The organism is Microbulbifer sp. ABM4_008 (assembly GCF_056311705.1).
Genome location: NZ_CM149970.1, coordinates 1,497,536 through 1,521,162, shown reverse-complemented (window position 1 = coordinate 1,521,162; position 23,627 = coordinate 1,497,536). Strand labels below are relative to the sequence as shown.

The 23,627-nt window shown below is 42.2% G+C and carries 21 protein-coding genes; 10 read left to right on the top strand and 11 right to left on the bottom strand.

Going from position 1 to position 23,627, the window contains the following annotated elements; translation table 11 throughout:
• Positions 1-72 precede the first annotated feature (72 nt).
• The 3 genes from ACYX4J_RS06640 to ACYX4J_RS06630 form a co-directional block, all read right to left on the bottom strand.
• A complete protein-coding gene (locus ACYX4J_RS06640) occupies positions 73-1,557 on the bottom strand; it encodes an APC family permease (protein ID WP_476178141.1) in 1,485 nt (494 codons plus the stop codon).
• Between the two features lie 284 nt (positions 1,558-1,841).
• Positions 1,842-3,005, bottom strand: a complete 1,164-nt coding sequence (locus tag ACYX4J_RS06635) for a serine hydrolase domain-containing protein (RefSeq protein ID WP_445361485.1) — start codon at positions 3,003-3,005, stop codon at positions 1,842-1,844.
• Positions 3,006-3,290: 285 nt separating this feature from the next.
• On the bottom strand, positions 3,291-3,998 hold the full coding sequence (locus ACYX4J_RS06630; protein WP_444941290.1) for an alpha/beta hydrolase: 708 nt from the start codon (positions 3,996-3,998) through the stop codon (positions 3,291-3,293).
• 174 nt (positions 3,999-4,172) lie between these two features.
• Between ACYX4J_RS06630 and ACYX4J_RS06625 the strand changes: the two genes are divergently transcribed.
• From ACYX4J_RS06625 to ACYX4J_RS06610, 4 genes are read left to right on the top strand one after another with little or no spacing between them, the layout of a single operon-like run.
• On the top strand, positions 4,173-5,258 hold the full coding sequence (locus tag ACYX4J_RS06625; RefSeq protein ID WP_476178140.1) for an alkene reductase: 1,086 nt from the start codon (positions 4,173-4,175) through the stop codon (positions 5,256-5,258).
• Between the two features lie 10 nt (positions 5,259-5,268).
• Positions 5,269-5,841 carry a TetR/AcrR family transcriptional regulator gene (locus ACYX4J_RS06620; protein ID WP_476178139.1) on the top strand — a complete coding sequence of 191 codons (573 nt, stop codon included), beginning with the start codon at positions 5,269-5,271 and terminating at the stop codon, positions 5,839-5,841.
• Between the two features lie 26 nt (positions 5,842-5,867).
• Positions 5,868-6,158 carry a YciI family protein gene (locus tag ACYX4J_RS06615; protein WP_476178138.1) on the top strand — a complete coding sequence of 97 codons (291 nt, stop codon included), beginning with the start codon at positions 5,868-5,870 and terminating at the stop codon, positions 6,156-6,158.
• 21 nt (positions 6,159-6,179) lie between these two features.
• Positions 6,180-6,788, top strand: a complete 609-nt coding sequence (locus ACYX4J_RS06610; protein ID WP_444907782.1) for a DNA-3-methyladenine glycosylase I — start codon at positions 6,180-6,182, stop codon at positions 6,786-6,788.
• Between the two features lie 108 nt (positions 6,789-6,896).
• On the opposite strand, the gene ACYX4J_RS06605 is transcribed toward ACYX4J_RS06610, so the two are convergent.
• Positions 6,897-7,793, bottom strand: a complete 897-nt coding sequence (locus ACYX4J_RS06605; protein WP_444907781.1) for a LysR family transcriptional regulator — start codon at positions 7,791-7,793, stop codon at positions 6,897-6,899.
• 100 nt (positions 7,794-7,893) lie between these two features.
• Between ACYX4J_RS06605 and ACYX4J_RS06600 the strand changes: the two genes are divergently transcribed.
• Positions 7,894-9,003 (top strand): NADH:flavin oxidoreductase, encoded by a 1,110-nt coding sequence (locus ACYX4J_RS06600; RefSeq protein ID WP_476178137.1) that lies wholly within the window; start codon positions 7,894-7,896, stop codon positions 9,001-9,003.
• Between the two features lie 127 nt (positions 9,004-9,130).
• On the opposite strand, the gene ACYX4J_RS06595 is transcribed toward ACYX4J_RS06600, so the two are convergent.
• A complete protein-coding gene (locus ACYX4J_RS06595) occupies positions 9,131-10,267 on the bottom strand; it encodes a serine hydrolase domain-containing protein (RefSeq protein WP_476178136.1) in 1,137 nt (378 codons plus the stop codon).
• Between the two features lie 575 nt (positions 10,268-10,842).
• Between ACYX4J_RS06595 and ACYX4J_RS06590 the strand changes: the two genes are divergently transcribed.
• From ACYX4J_RS06590 to ACYX4J_RS06570, 5 genes are all read left to right on the top strand, one after another.
• Positions 10,843-11,295, top strand: a complete 453-nt coding sequence (locus ACYX4J_RS06590) for a phytoene desaturase family protein (protein WP_476178135.1) — start codon at positions 10,843-10,845, stop codon at positions 11,293-11,295.
• Positions 11,286-12,419: a phytoene desaturase family protein gene (locus tag ACYX4J_RS06585; protein ID WP_476178134.1), complete on the top strand. Its 1,134-nt coding sequence runs from the start codon at positions 11,286-11,288 to the stop codon at positions 12,417-12,419. Before ACYX4J_RS06590 ends, ACYX4J_RS06585 begins: the two co-directional genes overlap by 10 nt.
• 770 nt (positions 12,420-13,189) lie before the next feature.
• The gene (locus tag ACYX4J_RS06580; RefSeq protein ID WP_475709743.1) at positions 13,190-14,167 is read left to right on the top strand and encodes a trypsin-like serine peptidase; all 978 of its coding nucleotides are present in this window, start codon (positions 13,190-13,192) and stop codon (positions 14,165-14,167) included.
• A gap of 103 nt (positions 14,168-14,270) precedes the next feature.
• Positions 14,271-14,492, top strand: coding sequence for a hypothetical protein (locus ACYX4J_RS06575; RefSeq protein WP_475709742.1), 222 nt, complete (start codon positions 14,271-14,273; stop codon positions 14,490-14,492).
• A gap of 675 nt (positions 14,493-15,167) precedes the next feature.
• Positions 15,168-15,755, top strand: coding sequence for a hypothetical protein (locus ACYX4J_RS06570; protein ID WP_413662643.1), 588 nt, complete (start codon positions 15,168-15,170; stop codon positions 15,753-15,755).
• 755 nt (positions 15,756-16,510) lie between these two features.
• On the opposite strand, the gene ACYX4J_RS06565 is transcribed toward ACYX4J_RS06570, so the two are convergent.
• From ACYX4J_RS06565 to ACYX4J_RS06540, 6 genes are all read right to left on the bottom strand, one after another.
• A complete protein-coding gene (locus tag ACYX4J_RS06565; RefSeq protein ID WP_476178133.1) occupies positions 16,511-16,858 on the bottom strand; it encodes a hypothetical protein in 348 nt (115 codons plus the stop codon).
• A gap of 93 nt (positions 16,859-16,951) precedes the next feature.
• Positions 16,952-17,398, bottom strand: coding sequence for a GNAT family N-acetyltransferase (locus ACYX4J_RS06560; RefSeq protein WP_476178132.1), 447 nt, complete (start codon positions 17,396-17,398; stop codon positions 16,952-16,954).
• A 97-nt stretch (positions 17,399-17,495) separates the two neighbouring features.
• Complete coding sequence (locus ACYX4J_RS06555) at positions 17,496-18,026, bottom strand: DUF6882 domain-containing protein (RefSeq protein ID WP_444914254.1); 531 nt, start codon at positions 18,024-18,026, stop codon at positions 17,496-17,498.
• 901 nt (positions 18,027-18,927) lie between these two features.
• Complete coding sequence (locus ACYX4J_RS06550) at positions 18,928-20,292, bottom strand: IS4 family transposase (protein ID WP_475708210.1); 1,365 nt, start codon at positions 20,290-20,292, stop codon at positions 18,928-18,930.
• 562 nt (positions 20,293-20,854) lie between these two features.
• Positions 20,855-21,262, bottom strand: coding sequence for a hypothetical protein (locus ACYX4J_RS06545; RefSeq protein WP_476178131.1), 408 nt, complete (start codon positions 21,260-21,262; stop codon positions 20,855-20,857).
• Between the two features lie 490 nt (positions 21,263-21,752).
• Positions 21,753-23,117 carry an IS4 family transposase gene (locus ACYX4J_RS06540; protein ID WP_476176738.1) on the bottom strand — a complete coding sequence of 455 codons (1,365 nt, stop codon included), beginning with the start codon at positions 23,115-23,117 and terminating at the stop codon, positions 21,753-21,755.
• Between the last annotated feature and the right edge of the window lie 510 nt (positions 23,118-23,627).

The following is a 23,627-nucleotide window of genomic DNA, read 5'->3' as shown; positions in this document are numbered from 1 at the left end:
CTTGGATGCGCCCAACACCCTGAATTTTTTACCAATATCACAGACACCAACCATTTAAAGCCTTACATCAAGCTACAGCTTATTATATACCCTGCAAAATTTAACATAGGACTTCGAAGATATTAAAAAATAAAAAGCAACTGAAAAAACAATTACCGCCCAAGCATACTGAATAAAATATAAAATCCATAAATATATAATAAACGGCAGAACTAACACGGATAATTTCTTAACCCCAATACTGGCAATATGCAATGATGCATAAATACAAATAAGTACTGACAAAGAGGCGCACACCAACAAAAGGGATGATGAAGTTATGGTAATCATGAGCACCCCCAGTACAGCAAAAACAGCAGCTCCAAAGTATCTCGTGCCAGGTTCAAGTGCACCCATGCTAATGGGGGCGGCCATATATCCAACTATATGATAGCCAGATACGATCACCATAAGTGCTGCCCAGCTATCAGCATGAGCAAGTACAACTGCTGCTATCAACCAATTAGTAAGCATCGAGCGCCTTGATAAATTATGTACAGGATCTAAAACAGCTAACCATCGCGGCATTTGCCCTACAGAGGCCATTGCAAATAGAATTCTTGACGAGGCCCCCAAATAAGTATATCCAGATGCCGAGGGGCTTATCACACTGTCTGCGAGTAGTATCATTGCAAGAAAGTGCAAGCCAAGCAGTGTCGCCAAGTCCAAAAGCGGCGAGTCAAAATTAATCCCTTGCCAACCACCATTTTCCACCAGAAGATCGTTCGGCACTGAGGCCATAAAAGCATATTGCAATGCAAGATAAACAAGTGTCATTATTGTAATTGATAAAGTAACGGCCAAAGGAATATTACGCTTGGGATGTTTTATCTCACTGGCAAAGGCAACACTGATCTGAAAGCCATTAAACGAATATATTAGACCTGCCCCAATAACAGCGGAAAAAGCGCTTCCAAACCCAAACTCCTGATTAGAGTCAATTGAAAAATTTGACCCACTTGTATCACTACTAAATACAACTATAAGCAATACAACTATTGCAAAGGTGGGAGTAAATATCTTTAGAACAGTGACAACATTATTGATCTTGGCAAGAAACCGTATTCCGTAATAGTTAATCAGCAAATATACAAAAAGAATACTTAACGCGAGAACCTTCCCCCACGGAGTCAAGGTGTGATTGCCAATTAACAAAGAGGAATCTATAGCAGATGAGAGGTATTGGGTAGTTGCCTGCGCCTCGGTCGCAACAACCATTAATGTGCCAAACCAGTTAGCAAACGCAAATGGCATTCCAAAAATACTATTGTGCGACAATGCACTGGATTGAGCGAGGGCTCCTCGGACTGGGTAGAATGCAACGACACGGCTTAGGCACAAGCCAACCATCAAGACCAAAAGCGCCGCTAATATCCAGGCTCCAAAAGCCCAATTACCTGCATAGTTTGCCGTAAGCTGCGCACTAAACAACCAGCCCGAACCTATCATACAGGTGGCACTAAGCAGCGTAGCACTCAACAGAGAAACGCGTTTTTTTCCGCCTTTGGCACAACCCATATCGACCGTTTTCTATAGTGTTATGCAGGCGTCTTCTCTATTTAATCTGATAGCTCCTGCTACTAATATCTTTAGTTTAGCCAGCCCAGTTCATTTCAACCAAAGAACAGTAAGTTATCTCTTTCTACTTCAGGTATAAGTCAAAATTAAAAATGGAGATATTGTATAGAAGCCTTTAAAGGCCTTATAGAAATTTGACATGAGCATCAACTCGCCCTTCCAAAAGCTTAGGGCTGCCTGCCGGGAGGCACGTTCAACATATGCAGCAATGAAAGTTAACGCAACTATACAGAGGGCTGAAGGAAATCCCAGCGGTTGCATCTTTCAACATCAAGGTATTCTTTCAAGATTGACGCCATACGCCCCCGCATCCGCCAGAATTTTTCTGGCACATAGTTAGTCGCAAAAGCTATAGAGGCCTTACATTCAGGAACAACTAAAAGGTAAGCCGTAGCCGCATCATCAGTCACGCCACCGTGATGCAGTACCAACCATGGCTTATCTTGCTCCCCTAGATTTATGCCACCCACCCGCCAACCAAGGGAATATTTTTCCTTGTTTATTTCGCCATTGCGTAATTTCAATGGCACAGAAAGCGCTTGTAGGGCATCTGTAGACAAAAATCCATTTTCATAGGTAGCTTGAGCCATTCTTACCAGATCAGAGGGTGTTGATATAAATCCTCCACCTCCAAAAAGGAAACTCCTATCTCGCTTGGTCGTTGATTTAACATGCACACTCTTTTTACTGGTACTTGAATAATAGGCCGCTTCATTTTCGTGCCCTGCAAATGAAGTGTCCAACTCTGTGGCCTTCATTCCCAGGTAATCCCAGAATTCGGAACTGAGATAATCAACGTACCCTTTTTGCGAAGCCTGCTCTACAACAGCGGATAGCAAGATATAACCATTCGATGAATAACGATATTCTGTTCCAGATTCAAATAGCAGAGGGTGTTTATCAAATACGTAAAATGCATCAAGTGGGTGTTGATGATCTTTTACATTGGAAAACTCAGCCAAATCTCTTTCCGGTGTATCATGTGGCACACCAGCGGTATGTGCGGCAAGTTCAGCAACACTGAATAGCCGAGTATAATGGGGCCTCTCTACATACTTACTTACCGGATATTGCAGATCGAGTTTACCTTTAGTAACTAGCCGAGCTACAGCTAATCCCGTCATCGGTTTAGCCAAACTACCAACTGAATACTGTGTACTTGTATCAGCTTCCAAACCCTTTTCAATATCAGCAAGACCTACGGCTTGCGCAAAAGCCACACGATTGTCCAACCCTATCGCAACGGATAAAGATGGTAGATTGTACTCCTTCTTTAATTCTGCAACCTCAGTCATAACTTTAGAAAAATTATTCTCGGCTGCTGAGGCTTCCATAGGAAACCCTACGAAGAGCACCATTAAACCAAATAGCAAATAACTTCTTAACATTTTTCTCACTTCAAATTCACTATAATAATTCTGGGGATCATAAATTCGTAAATAATAGCTGATCTACTAACTAGTAAAGCCTCCATTTTCAGCCAAGAAAAGGGGGATCACACTTAATCAGTTACAGTTTAATTAGACGCATTCAATACTGAATTTGGATTCAATAGATCAATTATTTTTATATCGACACGCACTTTAATTATACAGAGACATACTTGACCCATCTCTCATTGGAGCATCCATAAGGGGGGGGCCATATAAGTTGCTAAAGTAGCGCGGCTATCGCTATATCGAGGCTATCAAAATTTGGGTAAGTTCTTTGGGCATATCTAGCATCACATCATGACCACAGGGAAGGTTTATCGTCTCCCAACCAAGTTCTCTCTGGGCTCTCTCAAAGAACGGCCTACCAATTCCTGGTGCCCACCCCGACGCATAGATGTATCGGTGCCGAGCTACTTGCTTCCATAAGCCCTGTAGTTGAATCGGTTGCTCAAATGATCCCAGAGGATGGTCGACACAGCGCCGATCCACCCATGCCTGATCTTGAATGTTAACCCCGAAATCTATTGCAGGACTTGGCGCTACGCGAAATCCATCACCCTGAGTTCTGGCAATATCCTGAAAACTCAACCCGACCTCTACAGGCAAAAGATCTAAGACGTTTTGCCCATCCTCTGGAACTAAGGCATCAAGATAGACAAGGGATCGTATATGCTGGTGCACCTTATCAGCCACACCGGTTATTACCACCCCACCATAACTGTGGCCACACAAGACAACATCCGTTAACTCTTCACATGCGATAACACCCAAAATGTCTTGTATATGCGTATCCAGGTTGATTGTGTCATCTAAAAGGTGCGCCCTTTCTCCGAGCCCCGTCAGAGTTGGGCTATAAACCTCATGGCCGTACCGCCTAAGAAACGCTGATACCCGCTTCCAACACCAGCCTCCCTGCCAAGCACCGTGTACCAGAACAAATGTTGCCATAAAAACTTAACCCCACGACCAGGCACTCCACCTGTATGAATTATCGCCACTTTTAGCTTCCACCCCCATCCCAAATGATAAACGGTTGACAGGGATAGGACGCCTGACCTAGCATTATTGATTCTAGGTCAAGCGTCCTAGATCCTGTAATGCTAGTTAAAGAGGAAGTACAGCATGGCAAATCTATTTCAATCCTTCGATTTATCAGGTCTTCGACTTACAAACCGCATGGTTATGGCGCCGATGACGCGAAATCGAGCGGACAAAAATGGAGTCGTAACACCTATGATGGTTACGCACTACCAACAGCGGGCAAGCGCTGGCCTAATTATCGCTGAATCATCTCCTATCTCTACGCAAGGTGTGGGATACCCTTACACGCCAGGTATATACACCGCTGATCAAGTTGATGGTTGGAGGAAGTTAACCCATGCAGTGCATCAAGCTGGTGGGAAAATTTTTATACAGCTGCAACATTGCGGGCGCATTTCCCATCCTGACCTACAACCAGATAAAAAGGCCCCCGTGAGCGCATCTGCAATTAAACCAATTGGGCAAGCGGTTACCTACGAGGGGCATAAGGACTTTGCTCTTCCCCGCGCACTAGAAACTAGTGAGATTCCAATAATCGTGGAGCAATTTGGCTTTGCTGCACAAATGGCTAAAGAGGCCGGCTTTGATGGAGTTGAAGTTCACGGCGCTAACGGGTATCTGATTGATCAATTTCTGCGTGACGGGACTAATCATCGCAACGACCTCTATGGTGGAAGTATAGAGAATCGCATGCGTCTTTTAAACGAAATAATTGATTCCGTGATGGAAACTTGGCCTTCAAACCGTATAGGCGTGCGTCTAACACCAGAGAATAGTTTTAACTCAATGTCTGACTCTAACCCACAAGAAAATTTCGAGTATGTTTTAGAGCAGCTAAGTAACCGGAATATTGCCTACGTTCATATTCTGGAAGGCGATATGATGAAAAAAGAGAAAACCGTTAATTATCCAGCTTTACGCAAATGCTTTAAGGGTATGTATATCGCGAATAATGGCTATAATCTCGAACTGGCCCAAAAATCCCTGAAAAGTAATAATGCCGATCTAATTGCATTTGGAGCACCATTTTTAGCCAACCCTGATTTAGTTTACCGACTAAAACAAGGCATATCACTCAATCAAGCCGATCACTCAACTTTTTACGGTGGAGATGAAAAAGGCTACACTGACTACCCATTTGCCTCAACCCAAATAGAAAATCAGTAAAGTAATCGATATGGAAAAACTAGACACTCGCGAGCGAATCATCGCAATAGCAGATGACTTATTTTATCAACAGGGTTTTGAGCATACCTCATTCAAGGATATCGCTAATCTTTTAAATATTTCTCGCGGAAACTTCTACCACCATTTCAAGACTAAAGATCAAATTCTATCTGGTGTTATAGAGAGAAGATTGCAAAAAACCCAAGCAATGCTTGAAGATTGGGATGCACAAGGAAATACATCTGAGCAACGGATAAAATGTTATATCCGTATTGTCATTACCAACTGGGATAAGATCAGAGATTTCGGCTGTCCCGTAGGTACTCTATCCAATGAACTTGCCAAGTTGAACCATGTAGGGCGAGAGGATGCCAATAAAATATTCAGTCTGTTTCGGGAATGGCTAAAAACACAATTTACACAACTAAATCCCAACACTGATGCCGATAAACTAGCTCTACAGGTTCTCTCTTGGAGCCAGGGTGTTGCAACCTTAGCAAATGCTTTTCAGGACAAGGACTATGTTGAGTACGAAGTCAATAAAATGTGCTCTTGGGTTGACACATACAAGACGAAAGCTTAGCGCTATTTACAAGGAACTGTAAGTATATGTTTGTTATTTTGTTAAAATTTTCAGAAAAAAAATCACAAGCAGCAAAATATATGACTGGCCACAGAGAGTGGTTACAGAGAGGCTTCGATGATGGAGTTTTTATACTGTCTGGAAGTATAAAACCTGGAATTGGTGGAGGTATACTAGCATTTAACGCCACTTATGAAGAATTGCTAATACGCATTGAACAAGACCCTTTCGTATCTGAAAAAGTGGTTAGTGCCGATGTCATAGAAATTGATTCATCCAAGGCTAGTCCGCAGCTTGAATTTTTATTAGACCCATAGACAAACGGTTAGGTAATTAGTATGGCCGCGCAACTTATTCAAAGTCATGATGGTAAATACCGTTGCAACTGGTGCGCTTCTGCACCAGATTTCCTGGAGTACCATGACAGAGAATGGGGCTTTCCAGTTAGTGACGATTTTCGCCTATTTGAAAAGCTATGCCTGGAAGGTTTTCAGTCTGGTTTAAGCTGGCGTACAATTCTTGCCAAAAGAGAAAACTTTCGGGAAGCTTTTTATGGATTTAACTTTAATAAAGTAGCCAGTTTTACCAATACAAATGTGGAAAAACTGCTATTAAATGGGGGAATAGTCCGACACCGAGGTAAAATCGAAGCCGTTATTAATAATGCCAAATGTGCCAGGGAAATCGTAAAGAAAGAAGGATCTCTTGCATCATTTCTCTGGAGATACGAACCTAAAAAAGAGATGCTTGGCAAGCCTCAGTCCATGTCTACCTCAAATGAATCGATCATATTATCGAAAGATTTGAAAAAGTTAGGCTGGAAATTTGTAGGGCCTACAACTGTCTATGCCTTTATGCAAGCAATGGGATTAATTAATGACCATCTAGAGGGATGTGTCACGCGATCTAAGATAGAGAGTGCAAGAAATAAGTTTGTAAAACCCTAATGCTTAACTAGAACTAATCCGCACGATCATAGGTAATCTATAAAAGGGTAGAGCTTGATAGGGGATGCACCCAAGGTAAAAGATATTACCTCTGATACATCCCCAATCTTACTCACCAAGCTGCTCACATATAAAATTGTATAGTAATTTTAATCGATAGGAGGACATACGGTCCCCAGGCCTAAGTGAATAAAGGTTTAGCTCAGCAGTTTGGAAGCCTGTCAAAATCGGAACTAATCGCCCCTCTCTAAGGTCATCATCAATAATAAAATGGGGGATCAGTGCAATGCCCTTCCCCTCTAATAAAGCACAATGGAGTAATTTACTGTTATTAGAAGTCAACCTAGGTTCCAGATAAATATCGAGCCATTTACCTTTATCTTTAAACTGCCACACACTGGGTTTACCCGGTAAGGTATATACCAAACAGTGATGGTCACTTAACTCACGGGGGTGGCCTGGCTCCCCATATTTTTTAAGGTACTCAGGCGCAGCACAGGCAACTCGATGGTAACTGGTAATTTTTCGGCACAACAAGGCGCTATCAGCTAGTTCATTAGTTAGCCGTAGCACAAGATCAAACTTCTCTTCTAACACATTCACATAATGATCTCCCATTTGAATATCTAGAAGGATTTCCGGGTACCGATCCATAAACATATTCAAAATGGAACCGAACTTGGATAACCCCCAAGACATCGGGACGCCAATCCGTAACTTTCCTCTAGGGCTATCATTGGATTCACATAAGTCATCCTCTAAAGCATCCCACTTGCTGAGCACTTCAAGTGCCCGCATGTAACACCGTTCCCCGGAGCTAGTCACCTGCATATGCCGAGTACTGCGGCGCAAAAGCGTGGTTCCCAGGCGAGATTCCAACCTCTCTACCGACTTAGAAACCCAAGCTGCAGATACACCTAAACGATTTGCAGCAGTAGTAAAGCTTCCACACTCCACGACCGCACTGAAAACCCTCAAGCTCTCTAATTGATTAATTCCTGCCATATTCAATAAATAGTTGAAACTGTAATTACCTAATGTCTGATTTACACAACAATTCGTTAATTGTCAAAATATAAAAAATCTTAATAGGTAAGAAATATTTATGGCTACCAAATATCACAATCTATTCAACACCGTTGAAATCGGAAACTTACGTATTCCTAACAGGCTCGCAGTCGCACCGATGACACGGGTCAGCGCCGGGCTGGATGGTCGCGTTGGTCCATTGATGGAGGAGTACTATGAGGGATTTGCCCATGGAGGGTTTGGGCTGATTATTACCGAGGGATTACATACTGACAGACTTTATAGTCAGGGTTACAAGTATCAACCTGGCATGGCCTGCCACGATCATGCACAGAGCTGGAAGCCGATTATCTCAAGAGTTCATAGGCAAGGAGCCCGGATATATGCCCAATTGATGCATGCCGGCGCCCTTTCGCAATATAACCCTTATACCAATCAAAATGCTGGCCCCTCTATGGTTCGTCCCCAGGGAAGTCAAATGCCCTTCTACTATGGAGAAGGCCCCTATCCCATGCCGGAAGCCATGACCCAGCGAGATATTGCAATGGTTATTGAGGGCTTCGCTCAGGCTGCCCGCCTGGCACAACTTGCCGGCTTTGACGGTGTTGAGATACACGGTGCCAATGGCTACTTGTTAGACCAATTTTTAACCACCTATACCAACAAACGAAAAGACTGTTATGGAGGAGTACTCACTAACCGTTTACGTATTTACAAGGAAACACTTGAATCAGTAAGGGCAGCGGTCGGAAAGGACTTTGTAGTAGGTGTTCGTTTCTCTCAGAAAAAAGTGAATGATACCAACTATATTTGGCCTGAAGGCGAAGCTGGAGCTGCCGAAGTTTTCGAGCTAATGAAGCAATGTGGTGCCGACTATATTCATACCACCGAACCAAAAATAGACACTCCCGCCTTTGAAAACAGTAACTCATTAGCATGTCTGGCAAGGAAATATAGTACTCTACCGGTTATTGCCAATGGCGGAATTACAGACCCAAAACTCGCAGCTCAGGTCCTAGAAAACAATGAAGCAGATATTATCTCGCTTGGTAAAACGGCCCTGGCCAATCAGGACTGGCCAAATACCATAAAACAAAATCAGACTCCAAAGAACTTTACTTTTGATATGCTTTCACCCCATGCGACACTGGAATGTGCTCGCGATTATTTTCGAAAAAACAGCTAAATAGTTACCTGAGGACGGCGGAGGAATTTAATTACCCTTCCCCTCCTTGTAGACCAGAAAATGGCTCTAAGCGAGTGAAGGGTAATCTTAAAATTAGCAACTTTAGCTTTCTGACACCTTAAATTAATTAGTTTTTATTATGGAAAATATCTAATGTTTTCAGAGATAGCTCTATCAAGTCAGCCGTTTGATCACTATCTACATTCTTGACAACGCTTATAGAGCGGGCATGATCAGGGCAAAGCATTAGCATGGTACTTCCACCAACTCCTTCACCGCTCATCAATTTAATATTTGGATGCTCCTCGATAACTCTAATCAGCTCCGCATCCTCCTCCGGATCATACAAATTGCTTAAACTGATAAAGTCAATAATCCAACCAATACCGTAGCTAACTTCCTCACCACTTGTTAGAGTTCCTGGGCTAAAAAGCTCAGAAAGCGATTCATCACTCAGATAGCCACTATCAAGATGTGACATAGCAAACCTAACCAGGTCACTTGGTGTAGAGAGCATACCTCCGCCAGCATATTTATAGCTACTATTTACTTCTGGAGAGTTGATTAGACCTCCTCCCCAGTAAGAATAAGCTCTTTGCCTGTGGGAAATTATGGGAGAGTTTTCATCAAAAGTACTATTTTTGAGGTTCAAAGGATCAAATACTTCCTCTTGAACTAACTTCTTAAATTCAGTTCCTGATGCAGACTCCATTGCGGCAGCGAGCAATGTCCAGGCATAGGTCGAGTATTCAGAGTCTGTCCCAGGATAGAAAAGCAGATCGTCATTCTTAAAAAGGTCTAACGCATCTATTGTGGAACTATACTCCACATTGTAAAGAAATTCCCCCAAAGATTGGTAGTGGCGAATCCCGGAAGTATGATTTGTTATCTGTCTTAAGCTAATATCAGCGTGTGAATCAGGCCAAGCCTCTACCAGCGAAGAGACATAGGTGTCCAACTCAATAATCCCCTGTTCTTTCAACCTCATGAGAGCAGCTGCAGTGATAACTTTCGAAACACTGGCGATTCTCAATTTGGTTTTTCTAGTCATTGGAACATGAGATTCGAGGTCAGAAAAACCATAACCTCTTGCCCATCGAACATGCCCATTTTCTCCTACAGCCACACTAATTCCAGGCACAGACTCCTCAGAAACCGCATTTACAAAAAGACTATCCAAGTCACCCGTATGCGCTACTGAACTTTCAGCCGGAAATACCGAACATAAAGAAAGTACAGCGCTTAAAGTTATACGTTTGTACATATTTTTAAATCCTTTTAATCTTCACACACCAAATAAAAACATTTACTAATTGACTTTATCACTCAAATATAACCCGGACAATTAAAAAATACCCATCAACTGCACTAGTTAGCTTTAAACACTCTACTCAATAATTGATATATAGGAGGTTTTACAAGAACACACATAAACAGACTTTTAATTTAAGGGATATCATTCTCCATCCATAAACAAGTAGTCGTTGGCGAAATTCGAAAGTACTACGTGACTGCAACCTGTGACAATATCTTTATCCGATCAAGATTAGAGAAACTTCAACATCCGGCACAACAATAATACTCAGAATTAAGCTATCTTTTTAATTTATATCTAAATAACTTCAGCAATTACTTTTTCTTCAACTTCCGTTACTCCACACTTACTCAGACAACATTACCTGGAGTTAGGGCATTCAAATTCCGCTTCTCCAATACCCTAAAACAGATAAGTAATGACTAAAGTTATCGCTCCAAAACTGAAACCCAAAAAACACTCTTTATCTTTTGATAGTTTTCTGTAAATATTCATACTAGTCTTTATCCATATAGAGAATAATAATGAAGGATTATGTGATTATTGGTGGTGGTCATAACGGCCTGGTCTGCGCTTGTTATTTAGCAAAAGCAGGAAAAAAAGTAACGATCCTTGAACGCCGGTCTATAGTCGGGGGGGCAGCAGTAACTGAAGAGTTCTACCCAGGTTTTAGAAATTCTGTAGCAAGCTACACAGTAAGTTTGCTCAACCCGAAAATCATCGAAGATCTCAATCTCCGTGAACATGGCTTGGAAATCAAGTTACGGCCACAAGCTAACTTCTTTCCACTTTCAAATAGTCAAAGTCTCTCTTTCCATAAAAATATCTTGGATACACAAGCTGAGATTGCACATTTCTCAGAAAAGGACGCAGCCACCTTACCTGACTTTTATGCCATGTTGGAAACCGTTGCAGATATTTTGCGCGACGAATTACTCCGCTCCCCCCTAATGTGGGCGGTGGCTTTGTGGATTTAGTTCGTGCTGGGGGCTTTGGCTTAAGAGCGAAAAAGTTGAGTATGTCATCTCGTCGCGATGCACTTGACCTGTTCACCAAGAGTGCTTCAAGTGTACTGGATGCCTGGTTTGAAAATGACCATGTCAAAGCTGCATTTGCTTTCGACTCTATAGTCGGAAATTATGCAGCTCCCAGCACTCCAGGCTCTGCCTACGTGCTGTTGCACCATGTATTTGGCGAGGCTAACGGTGAGAAAGGTGCTTGGGGACATGCTATGGGCGGTATGGGCGCTATTACTCAAGCCATGCGAAAAGAAGCTGAGCGCCTTGGGGTCAATATTCGTACAGATGCGGAAGTCAAAGAAGTTCTGGTAGACCGCAGTCGTGCCAACGGCGTACGACTGAGCAGTGGAAAAACTATTACGGCTGACAAAGTAATCGCCAATGTTGGTCCCAAGCTGCTTTACTCCCGGATGATTGACGAACAACACCTAGAGCCAGAGTTCCGCCGCCGCGTACGTGGATTCAGGGTAGGTTCCGGTACTTTCCGTATGAATGTAGCACTGTCTGAACTCCCAGACTTCATCTGTAAGCCTGGAACTCACCTACAACAGCATCATCAATCTGGGATAGTCATTGGTCCAACAATGACCTACTTGGAACAGGCCTTTGTCGATGCAACTCAATACGGCTGGTCAACACACCCCATTGTAGAAATATTGATCCCTTCCACCATCGATCCTACTCTTGCTCCAGAAGGCAAACATGTCGCCAGCCTATTTTGCCAGCAATTCGCTCCAGAACTTCCGCAAGGAAAAAGCTGGGACGACTATCGTGACCAAGCTGCAAAAACAATTATCGATACCGTCACTAACTATGCTCCCAATTTTCGTGATGCGGTAATCGCCCAACAAATTCACTCACCGCTAGATTTAGAGCGCAAATTTGGCCTTATGGGAGGTGATATATTCCATGGTGCCCTAGGACTGGACCAACTATGGAGTAATCGCCCCTTTATGGGCTTTGCAGATTACCGCACACCGATACAGGATCTATATCTCTGTGGCTCGGGCAGCCACCCGGGAGGCGGAGTTACTGGAGTACCTGGGCATAATGCTGCTATGGAGATTCTCAGAGATAGATAAGAGTCGCCTGCAATAGGCGGGCCCTTTATCGCTTTACTATCAATTAGCTTTGATTCCAACTAGTAGCTCTAAAGATTCTGCTATTTTAAATAGTTGGAACACCTATTTCGAACACTTCACAGATCCCTCTGGCGCTTCAAAATATATGAGTGCCAAACATTTATTTCCTTTGAGGATGATTGAATATCTAGTGCCCAGCGCCACAAAAACCTTTATTTTGATTATAGCCCTCTCCCATTTATAGCCATCAAGGTTCTTCACGACTTTAATGGATATCTGCCCCCGCAGCTGATTTAGAAAATAGCACTTCTATAGCAGTTTATTTATCTTGTTGGCTCCTACACTTATGACCTCTATACCTCCTACATAAACATTCCATATTTAAATAATAACCAAGATCATATGCAGCCATAAGCTGAGCAAGTGATAATCTTCATCTGTGAGAAATAATGGATAAATGACATAGACCTCACCATGAACCAACTAATTTAATGTTCGCATACTAAAAAATCTTAGCTTATTCACTCAACACTTTAATAAATATTAGAAACCACAAAACCCTCAACACCTAAAGCAATAAATATGATTTCTAGGCAAATATTTTCTATTTTCTCTCACATAAAAACTGGCGCCGGTTATTTTCTAATTAACTATCATCGAGTTGTAAGCGTGTACGAGGGTACTATATTATGCGCCCGCACATAAATTAAGTGCGAAAACAAAAATGGCTGTACCACTACTTAAAACCTATTAATTTAGAGGGATCAGATATGAACAGAAGTCATATTTTTCTTTCATTGGTAGTGCTCTCAGGGGCATCCCATGCAGCCCCCCTTTACAACTTTGTTGAGATAGACCAAACCGCAAGTTTTATAAGCGGTCATAATGTTGCAAAACAACCAGTAGTCAATGATGCCGCAGTAAGAAAAGAATATACGTTAATGGAACGCACCGCTTCTTTAAGTGCTGTTTCGGTTACTCCAGACGGTAGGCAATATACTGCAGAAGTAGATCAAGAATCCTTATCGCTATTGGAGCAAGCGATCGCAATTATTGAATCTCATGGTTTGGATTCAAGAATTTTTTCATCAAAAGGACAGACGCCCACCATGATTCGTGGTGAGGAACAACTGCTCCCCACAGTTGTAATTGGTACCGACGATAGAGTTCAAATTACTAATACCGTGCAAAATCCTCACTGGTACAATGGCCGCATTGATGTAGGCTGTACCGGCACATTGATTACCGCAAAGCATGTGCTAACAGCAGGACATTGTGTTTCTGATGGCTCCGGCAACTGGTATAGTTCTCTTGATTTTACAGTGGCTCAATCTGGTAATTATGAGCCCTGGGGGAGTGAATCCTGGACAAATGCTGTGACTACCAGTGCTTGGCATAATAATTCAGATACGAACTATGACTATGCAATTATTGTGTTAGCGGAACCACCACACAATGGATATTCCGGATGGGGTGTCTATTCTGGCGGCACTCATAGCGTTACTGGATACCCAGGAGATAAGCCATTTGCTACTATGTGGACAGATTCCGGTAGCACGTCTTCAAGTACATACAGAGTGTGTTACACATTAGATACAGCTGGCGGTCAGAGTGGCAGTGGGATTAAAGACACGTCCAACAGTGTTCGCGGAATCCACACAACTGGATCACCCTCGCAAAACTGTGGAACGCGTATAACCAGCTCCGTCTATAACACTTTGCAGGATTGGATTGAGAATTACCCATAAAATAAATTACTTCACCCAAATTTAGGATAAGGCGCCCTTGGGCGCCTTTTTTAAAAGTATGAGAACGCTAATTTCTTTAATATTTTTTCTAAGTGCATGTGGAATGATGGCAGATGATGAACCCGAATGGCAGCGAATAATGGTGAGAGGCAGCCTAAATACACCTGATCCAGTTTTACAGGAAGTGCAGCGTCTGGAAGAATTAGGAAAGGTAAAAGATGTAGTTATTCTTGAGTCCTATCCATTACAGATATGGTTTAGTTCCGATTTTAAGACAGCCGAGAAGCTGAAGTCCCTGTCAAATAAATATAGTTCATCTCGCTAGCTTTCTCTTTACCTACGCGCGAATGATAATTTTTTATAGGATCGTGCTAATAGTAGAAGCCCGCCACAGCAGATTATAACTCCGAAACACCGAAATTAATCTAACGACCTTTCCTCCTTGTTATTCTAGTTCAGATTTTTTTCGACCATAGCAATGCTCCACGAATCAAGGAATAATGAGCTTTAAGCAGAAATCTACTCCTCAGCTAGTAATAGGAGCATATGCAAGCTCGAAACACTAACCCGAGATCGTCCGGTCAAATGGTAGTCCCTACCGGTTGCCATAGTTCTTCTAGGAGGGATAGTGGTGAAGCCGCGCAACTGACACAGGCCCCGCCACTCTCATTTCCCTAATCTCCAAATGCCGAGATAACAACATCTTTATCTTGGTCATCACTCCAAAGCAGATAAGATCGATTTTTACGAATGTCAACGATTACGAAGATAAAATGATCGATGCCTTTCCTTTTCTTTATCTCGCCCATAGCAGATTGCAGCTCGTATCTCCTATTAATCAACGGCATTTCCTTACATCTTAACCAGGTTAAGATCTACCACTGCTTATACGCTTCATGTAACTGACACCTTTCGCCAATTCTGAAATATCTTGAATAATTCATTCTGTGAGGAGCTTGGTGTTATAATTCAGGTGTCGTGATAATAACAAGGTGTAAAAATGGCAAAGTATATTTACCTCCCCGTAAACAGTGAAGAAATGCTAGAGTTTGCGGAGAATATGGCGAGCGCATGGAGTATTCCGAAGAATCATATTCTTGCCAACAAGGTTACATCCGGTATTGGTAAGTCTATGTACCGATGGATTGATAAATGTCTTAGTAGCCTAAAGTCTGGTGATACTCTTTATATTGTTTCTCATGGTACCGGCGCTGGCGATGGTGAGCAAATTGGTGCTCAACGCAATAACGGTAAGAATAAACAAACAAAAGTTTTCGAGAGGGGCGTAGAGTCGTGGCAGGGTGGAGAATGGAAAACCTATACTCCCACGCAACTAGCAGCTACTTTGGTTAAAGAAGGTTTGCCTGGTAGTTTTGTGGACCTGCATCTCTGTGCTTGCGGGTCAGGTTATGACGGTGAGAGGCTAAGGCCCTGGGCACAGCGTTTACGTGAGGCGATGGCCACTACCCATAAAAGCCTAGAGGTTACTGGGTACCTTGGTTGGTTTGACGCTACTGGTAGCTCTGTCAAGATTAAGGTTAATACCAAGTATTATGATTTGAATGAGCGTGCAGTGACTTTTTCTTGATGGTTATCGATTTAAGAGTAGTATAAGCATCTACTAGAATACTCAAAATTCTCTGCGAGCTAGAAAGCGAATCGCCAACTGTGGTCGTGTCAGACTCTAATATTGAATCGGGCACGTCCAAGGTTCGGGCATTAAATCTCATTATTTAAGACAAAGTCTGACACATCATTTTTTGATTCATAAATGTAATGCGGCTCACAATTACAAACTTACAAATTAAATTCCCCTCAAAGAGTTATACTTTGAAGATTATTAGGTATTGCAATGATATCCTTCCCCCCTTTGGCTTCCGCTTTAAGCACTTGACAGGCTGAGTTGAACTGATACAGATTATTGAGATATAGCAATATACGGGGTATGGGCCTGTTAAGTTTTTTTACCTTCCATGACCCTACTAGCTAGCGGCCAGAGCGCAGCCTCAGCCGTCAGAAGGGAAGTAGCAACGTACCTGTGATTGTTAGCTGCCTTTGCGTAATTACTCATTATATATTTCCTGTATCTCAGTATAACCAGCTACTCTTGAGCCTTCTCGAACCTGTAGTTTGGCACCTACCTCTAGGCATTTTGGATATGCTTCTAGTTTAATGAGGACGTTATCATTCCCCAGCCTACTAATATTGACTTACTATCTAATCTTTCAAACTTCATACATATAACGACTTAGTCAGCAGTATTTTGGTTCTATTAGAACTTTAACGTAAGGTGGCGCAGCCATGACAAAACGGATTGTAGACCAAAACATCAACTGCGATAAATTATTGTGTATTTTTAGCTCTTCGCTCAATTATCTCTTTTAAGTTCCACACATTGACATATTTTACCCCGGCAGAATCACCAGTCTCAACCCAATACCGCCCACTAGGCCATTCGAAAACATCTCCGCGTTTTACAACCACTGGCTCCGTATTAGAAAATGTTAATTCACAGCTACCAGATATAATAAAGCATAAGCAATTTTCAGAAGAGCCTGACAATTTTCTACCAGCATCATACTCGTACGGACTCACGCGAAACTCTCTTTTGCCTGGGTACAAGGTACGAATTTCTTCAATGTTCTCTTTATAGACGTAACTTACAGGAAATTTTCGTATATTAATACTCATTGCCCATCTACCACACATAGCGTCAGGTACAGCGGCCACGACAAGCGAAGCTTGACGGGGTCCGCTGGAAGCAGAAATGTGCTGCAACCTTTGTTATTTATTTTCACCTATTTTCTTTATAAAAATTATTTTACTTTGCAGAGGGGTTCCTTTATTTTCATACCCACACACTTGGTAGCCGTGAGATATAAGAAGATGCAACATTGAAGGAAATCTATTCATCGATTTAACGCTAATAAACTGAAATCCTTTGTTCATCACCCACCGCTCTTGGAGCTCAAGTAGAGACTTTCCTATACCTCGGCCCCGGTAATCTGGGCGGACTGCACCAGACCAACTATAAAACTCTGTTTCGGATACTTTATAACCAATTTTGTAGCCTACTTTCTTATTACCAACTGAAGCTACCAGTAATAAGTAAAGGCGCCCCTCTAATCTTTGCTCTATTTTATCTTTACTATTTTTAGTGTCGAACTCTGGAATCTCAGAATTGATCTGTATGACATCTTCTATCGTGCCTTCGCTGAAGGAAATGTTCATGTCGCCACCCCGGTTGGTGCATAATGTTCGGCTCTGCGTTAATCAAAAGCGGAGGCCGCTTTTGGCTGGAACTTTTATATCTGACAGCATCCGATTGTTAGGGACGCTGATTTCTTAGCTCAATTTCACCAAATGTCATATAAACAAGAGGTCCACCCGCATCAGCTCTGTAAGCTCCATTTGCTTCAGCCAAACGACTGGCAACGGCTGAAAACTCCCATGCTTGATCTTCGGAAACATGGACCTTTTTTGAGGTAAAGAGCTTTACTCCGTGCTTTTCACCATACTCTTTAACTAAACGTGAATGTTGCTGAAGAGGTTTTAGCACTGAAGGGTGATCCCACCCCCATAGAAAGCTTCTATCTTTCGGATTGTAAGTACCTATTATTTGAACAGGAGCTACAGCGATCCGACCATCCTCAAGCGACCAAAATATAAGGCCTTTGTCTTGGTCGACATTCCATGTTTTAGCAGACCCCAGCCCCCATGTCTTATCGTGAGCATCAGTTTGAATTCTTAAACCTTCAATGCTCCCTTCAATAAACTTTTCGACCTCCACAGAGTAACCTCCAGCATGCGTGTTAATTGATATGAATAGTACAAATATAACTGATACTAAATTTTTCATAACTCTCTGATACTTGATTGCCTTAACGACTGGTTTTTGAGCTGAATTAGAGCAGCGAAAGGATTGTGATTGTCAAACGCAGAGCTAAGCAAGAATCCCAGAACTGAAAACCCAATAGTAAATTGGACCGCAAACAGCCCACCCTGCGACTACAAATTTGAAAAAACTATCCCGCCTTGGCGCTCCTATACTTGCAAGGCCCGTAAGATCTTTCTCTTGAATTGGTTTTATAAGTCTGTAGGTTTTTACCAGCAGCCATCCAACCAGAAGTGGAAGTAATGTCAATAGAATGATAGTGCCGATTGTAAGTAAAGCTTCAGGCGATGATTTTCTCATTTATCTTATCAACTATTTAGAGTATTGGGGATAAATATACCGAGCGCACGCCAGTGCGTCCGGTGCTTTTACTAGTTAGGCATAGTACTGAATCGCCTACCAAAAGGCGGCAGTAGCTACCATACCCACATAACACATGAAAACAGCAGGCCTATGACATGTACATAGCTGGACAAGCTTGTCCGGCCTGATTATGTGTAGCTTTGTTATCCATGGCTTCTAGTCTTCAACATAGATTCAAATAAAAGTATGAAAAAAGCGCCACTTATAACTGGTAAAATTATTCCGAAAATGAAAAAAATAGCAGCCAATGAGCGACTACCTGCCTTATAGCGTCTATAGCCCTCTATGAACGGATACAAGAGGAATCCTATCAATACGCTATATATGATGAACTCCGGAACCCTCAGTAAAGCTCCGCCCCCTAACCTTTCCAGGCCGAGGAGGTAGATTACCGGATAAAGAAGACCGGCCAGTACAAAAATAACTAAAAGATAAAGCCACTTACTCAAAATTCATATCTCTTCATTGGAGCATATAACACTAAGCCTGTGTTTTATACACATCATTTAAGTCCATTTAAAGCCTCCGCTGCCTCCATATAATGGAGAAGCTTTGTGTACCCCTGCCAAACGGTTTTAACTCCAGGCTCACCATCGCCGCTCCGCCCCAGAAAGCCTCCAAGTCCTGCCAACATACGAGTTATATCTCTCATACTTGGAGCTTCATTGGGTGGGGAGGTTTTAGCTTGCATTATCCATATCATACGCCACTCTTTTTCAGAGTAGAATTTCGTACACGACGTATCAGGAAGCGTTCGTGCCCGTGTTGTCATGGAGTGTAGACGCCACCCAATAATCATATAGATTGCAATACAGTTCAACATGCGCTGCTCAGTTCTAAAGCGATTACTTTCTATCTGGCATCCGCCTTTCACCACTCGAAAATAGGTTTCAATTTCCCATCGACTTCGATACCACTCAATAATGATCCTCGCTTGCTTAAAGTCCTCAACTGCAAGATCGGTCAGCAGCATCCATTCAATACCTTTTTCCCCTTCTGGTGGGCTTAATTCCTTAGCAAAGACTGCGTAGAGAGAAAGAGGTCGTTTTGATTTTCCTTTTCCCTGCAATCTTACTTCTGCAATGGATACACTGACCTTAGCTTCCCTTTCTGGCCGTCCACTCCTTTTGGGGATACCTACTGAGTATTTCCCGATGGACTTCTGCTTGGTCATATAGTCCCAAAGTAAAGTCGTATCTTCTCCTTCGATCTCTAAACTACGGTTAGCCTTGGCTCGAACAATATAGCTTGCACGCCGCTGTTCATTTTGATCTTCAGCTAATTGAAACCACTCATGAATATCCCCCTCTCTATCCGCGATGCTCACAATCGTGGTTTCAGGGCAGCGCTCTTGTATCTCACAAGCTGATTCATAATGGTCTAGCCAGCGTCGACTCTCTTTATCTTGTATCGACTTGGTATAGCGAGAATTAGCACTAGATTCTTTATCTCGCTGCCACATACTACCTTCAACAACACCCAAATTAATTCTGGATGGTGTTATCGCGATGGAGGTGTGCAAGAGTTGTTGGTTGGTCTCTTTACGCCTAAGTGTTCCCATCTCTTTACTTTCTAGGTCAGTGGCAAAATTTAGAAAAGTAGTATCTTGTGGGATAAGAACAACAGGCTGCGCCTTGATTCTCTCAAGAGTTGCCGATTTATGGCCGCTCATAATAGAGTCAAAATTGACTTTATCATTTTCGATAAAGCGATAAGCCGCAAACGTTTCTGCCCAAGTTTTGTTTGCACAAGGAATGCTATTCTTTGGGTCGGAGCTTAAATTACTAAGAATATTAGACAAGCGTTTATTCAAGCGTGTATCACCCATAACCTGATTTTTTACTTCGTCCATGACCCAGTCCTGCATAATTATCCAGCCAAATCTGTAGTTCTTACTGGGCTAAACTGTAACTTATTGATTTATATAATAAAACTGAAAAAACTTGTGTATAAAACTTAGCACTAAGCTTAGGGGTGGGCCACGCAGTGAGCCGCCCCAGCAGCCAAAGGCTGTGACAACAGTGCTCTATTATATATTTATACGCGCCTTTATTGATTTGTAGGTAAATATTATTGCACTGAGAGCAGCACTGTAAATAAACGAGAAAACACCAAACACTATTACCCCGGTTATTAAACCACCCTCAAATTCAACGTTTAGGACAAATGCACTAATCACAGCCAAAACTAAACATATGAATGTGGCAAGATACGGATTGATAGAAAAGATATTTGGCCAGAACCTCTTGCATAAGGCCCAGATCAGCAATGACGGACCTAGAAACACTATCTGTAGGATGATACCAATCACTAAGAACATTAATTCTATCAACCTCTACCTAGATATATAACAACTACAACGGGGGCTGCTGCGTAGTGTAGGCAGTCCCGCGAAGGGCCAAAGCCCCTTAACAATCTGCTTGTATTTGTTAACTTTGACCATATTCCGATAGCAGTTCCAGAGCTATAAAAGCAGGCGTTTTCCCAATGCCTTTAGAATGAGCAGACACTTCATGGTGAACCCTAGACCAACCATCAATTTCCAATAACTCTTTATTGGCTCGATCTGTCATTACATCAAACTCGTAGAACTCTTTTTTCTTCGTTAGCCATGTGCCCATCCATTGAGTTCCATACTGCTCAAAGATTTCGGAACAATTCAATAGAATTCCCTCATTCGCGGACATCCCCTTTTGGGATAGCAGCAAGCTCAACCATGGGTACATACTTTCATCATTTATAAATTTGTCCGCGCACTCTTTCATTTCAAGAAACGAGAGTTCATTTTGTTGTTCAGTATTCTTGTTCCGAATTCGGCGAAGCTGTTCGATATTCATGATAAAGTTAACACTCTAAAACCGGCAGCCGGAGCGCAGACTCTCCGGCACGCGTCCTTCGCGCGTAAAGTTAATTAGTTTGTTATGAATTTCCCTCACGCAGCTCCCCGATAAAACTATCTACTAATGACTTGCGAACCGACATTGGCCAGCTCACTGAAAATGTAAAGGGTATTCGCCAGGTAACCAGAAAGCAGGTGACATATTCATCTTTACGCTTTATAAGTACTAATTTTCTATTCAAAGATTAGCTGGCGAAACACGATATTGGGTAGTTGGCCCATTGAATCGGATGTGAAAAAGAATGAATCTAACCTACTTTTTTTCGAAAGTTTAGTCTCTAGGACCTAGACCCACTGTTTTCCATTACTTCTGAATATAGCCATTGTGTTGTTTTTTGAAAGGACTTCAAACTCTACGTCCAAATTCAAAAAATTGAATGTATACCTCATACCATTTCTCATAACGCCCTGTCTGTGTTTTATACACATCATTTAAGTTCATTTAAAGCCTCTGCTGCCTCCATATAATGGAGAAGTTTAGTGTACCCCTGCCAAACGGTTTTAACTCCAGGCTCACCATCGCCGCTCCGCCCCAGAAAGCCTCCAAGTCCTGCCAACATACGAGTTATATCTCTCATACTTGGAGCTTCATTTGGTGGGGAGGTTTTAGCTTGCATTATCCATATCATACGCCACTCTTTTTCAGAGTAGACTTTCGTACACGACGTATCAGGAAGCGTTCGTGCCCGTGTTGTCATGGAGTGTAGACGCCACCCAATAATCATATAGATTGCAATACAGTTCAGCATTCGCTGCTCGGTTCTAAAGCGATTACTTTCTATCTGGCATCCGCCTTTCACCACTCGGAAATAGGTTTCAATTTCCCATCGACTTCGATACCACTCAATAATGATCCTCGCTTGCTTAAAGTCCTCAACTGCAAGATCGGTCAGCAGCATCCATTCAATACCTTTTTCCCCTTCTGGTGGGCTTAATTCCTTAGCAAAGACTGCGTAGAGAGAAAGAGGTCGTTTTGATTTTCCTTTTCCCTGCAATCTTACTTCTGCAATGGATACACTGACCTTAGCTTCCCTTTCTGGCTGTCCATTCCTTTTGGGGATACCTACTGAGTATTTCCCGATGGACTTCTGCTTGGTCATATAGTCCCAAAGTAAAGTCGTATCTTCTCCTTCGATCTCTAAACTACGATTAGCCTTGGCTCGAATAATATAGCTTGCACGCCGCTGTTCATTTTGATCTTCAGCTAATTGAAACCACTCATGAATATCCCCCTCTCTATCCGCGATGCTCACAATCGTGGTTTCAGGGCAGCGCTCTTGTATCTCACAAGCTGATTCATAATGGTCTAGCCAGCGTCGACTCTCTTTATCTTGTATCGACTTGGTATAGCGAGAATTAGCACTAGATTCTTTATCTCGCTGCCACATGCTACCCTCAATAATACCCAGATTATCTCTGGATGGTGTTATAGCGATAGACGTATGTAGGAGCTGCTGATTAGTCTCTTTGCGTCGGAGTGTTCCCATTTCTTTGCTTTCTAAATCGGTATCAAAATTTAGGAAAGTGGTATCCTGAGGGATAAGAACAACTGGTTGAACCTTGATTCTTTCAAGAGTGGCTGATTTATGGCCACTCATAATGGAGTCAAAGCTGACTTTATCATTTTCGATAAATCGATAGGCTGCAAAGGTTTCTGCCCAAGACTTGTTTGCACAGGGAATGCTACCCTTTGGGTCGGAACTTAAATTACTGAGAATATTGGACAAGCGCTTTTTCAATCGTGTATCACCCATAACCTGATTTTTCACTTCGTCCCTGACCCAGTCCTGCATAATTATCCAGCCAAATTTGTAGCCCCTATAACGTACAAACTGTAACTCATTGATTTTTATAATAAAACTGAAAAAACTTGTGTATAAAACTTAGCGCCCTGTTAAGTGGCCAAAGTAATCGTGGTAAAGTGAGCGAAAGCGAACCACGCTTACTTTGGCCCGCCACGACAGTTTGTTATGCTTGCGTTCATATTAATACTGGTAACACCCATAAAAATAAAATAAAACAGAAATTTACCGAACACAAAAGCCCCCTATAAGATGGCTTAAAACTCATTAGCTTCAGCTGATAAATTGAATGTAAGCTCCAAATTATAGAGTGAATAATAACCACCACAAACAGACTTGATATCGTCCAAAGTAACATTTCTACAGGATCAACTACAGCATCAGTTCTCGGCCAGTAATGACTATGATCATATAACCTCATGAGGCCATATACATAGACAAATGCAGTAACAACAAAACCTACAAAATATTTCATTAGGATTTAAAATTTTGGACTAGAAA

What these genes read in the sequence shown, in the direction of transcription:
- ACYX4J_RS06600 (WP_476178137.1), top strand. Translation starts at nt 7,894, where the DNA reads ATGGCTACCAAATATCACAATCTATTCAACACCGTTGAAATCGGAAAC.
- ACYX4J_RS06590 (WP_476178135.1), top strand. Translation starts at nt 10,843, where the DNA reads ATGAAGGATTATGTGATTATTGGTGGTGGTCATAACGGCCTGGTCTGC.
- ACYX4J_RS06560 (WP_476178132.1), bottom strand. Translation starts at nt 17,398, where the DNA reads ATGAACATTTCCTTCAGCGAAGGCACGATAGAAGATGTCATACAGATC.
- ACYX4J_RS06630 (WP_444941290.1), bottom strand. Translation starts at nt 3,998, where the DNA reads ATGGCAACATTTGTTCTGGTACACGGTGCTTGGCAGGGAGGCTGGTGT.
- ACYX4J_RS06615 (WP_476178138.1), top strand. Translation starts at nt 5,868, where the DNA reads ATGTTTGTTATTTTGTTAAAATTTTCAGAAAAAAAATCACAAGCAGCA.
- ACYX4J_RS06550 (WP_475708210.1), bottom strand. Translation starts at nt 20,292, where the DNA reads ATGCAGGACTGGGTCATGGACGAAGTAAAAAATCAGGTTATGGGTGAT.
- ACYX4J_RS06640 (WP_476178141.1), bottom strand. Translation starts at nt 1,557, where the DNA reads ATGGGTTGTGCCAAAGGCGGAAAAAAACGCGTTTCTCTGTTGAGTGCT.
- ACYX4J_RS06570 (WP_413662643.1), top strand. Translation starts at nt 15,168, where the DNA reads ATGGCAAAGTATATTTACCTCCCCGTAAACAGTGAAGAAATGCTAGAG.
- ACYX4J_RS06620 (WP_476178139.1), top strand. Translation starts at nt 5,269, where the DNA reads ATGGAAAAACTAGACACTCGCGAGCGAATCATCGCAATAGCAGATGAC.
- ACYX4J_RS06555 (WP_444914254.1), bottom strand. Translation starts at nt 18,026, where the DNA reads ATGAAAAATTTAGTATCAGTTATATTTGTACTATTCATATCAATTAAC.
- ACYX4J_RS06580 (WP_475709743.1), top strand. Translation starts at nt 13,190, where the DNA reads ATGAACAGAAGTCATATTTTTCTTTCATTGGTAGTGCTCTCAGGGGCA.
- ACYX4J_RS06625 (WP_476178140.1), top strand. Translation starts at nt 4,173, where the DNA reads ATGGCAAATCTATTTCAATCCTTCGATTTATCAGGTCTTCGACTTACA.
- ACYX4J_RS06635 (WP_445361485.1), bottom strand. Translation starts at nt 3,005, where the DNA reads ATGTTAAGAAGTTATTTGCTATTTGGTTTAATGGTGCTCTTCGTAGGG.
- ACYX4J_RS06565 (WP_476178133.1), bottom strand. Translation starts at nt 16,858, where the DNA reads ATGAGTATTAATATACGAAAATTTCCTGTAAGTTACGTCTATAAAGAG.
- ACYX4J_RS06605 (WP_444907781.1), bottom strand. Translation starts at nt 7,793, where the DNA reads ATGGCAGGAATTAATCAATTAGAGAGCTTGAGGGTTTTCAGTGCGGTC.
- ACYX4J_RS06540 (WP_476176738.1), bottom strand. Translation starts at nt 23,117, where the DNA reads ATGCAGGACTGGGTCAGGGACGAAGTGAAAAATCAGGTTATGGGTGAT.
- ACYX4J_RS06575 (WP_475709742.1), top strand. Translation starts at nt 14,271, where the DNA reads ATGATGGCAGATGATGAACCCGAATGGCAGCGAATAATGGTGAGAGGC.
- ACYX4J_RS06610 (WP_444907782.1), top strand. Translation starts at nt 6,180, where the DNA reads ATGGCCGCGCAACTTATTCAAAGTCATGATGGTAAATACCGTTGCAAC.
- ACYX4J_RS06595 (WP_476178136.1), bottom strand. Translation starts at nt 10,267, where the DNA reads ATGTACAAACGTATAACTTTAAGCGCTGTACTTTCTTTATGTTCGGTA.
- ACYX4J_RS06545 (WP_476178131.1), bottom strand. Translation starts at nt 21,262, where the DNA reads ATGAATATCGAACAGCTTCGCCGAATTCGGAACAAGAATACTGAACAA.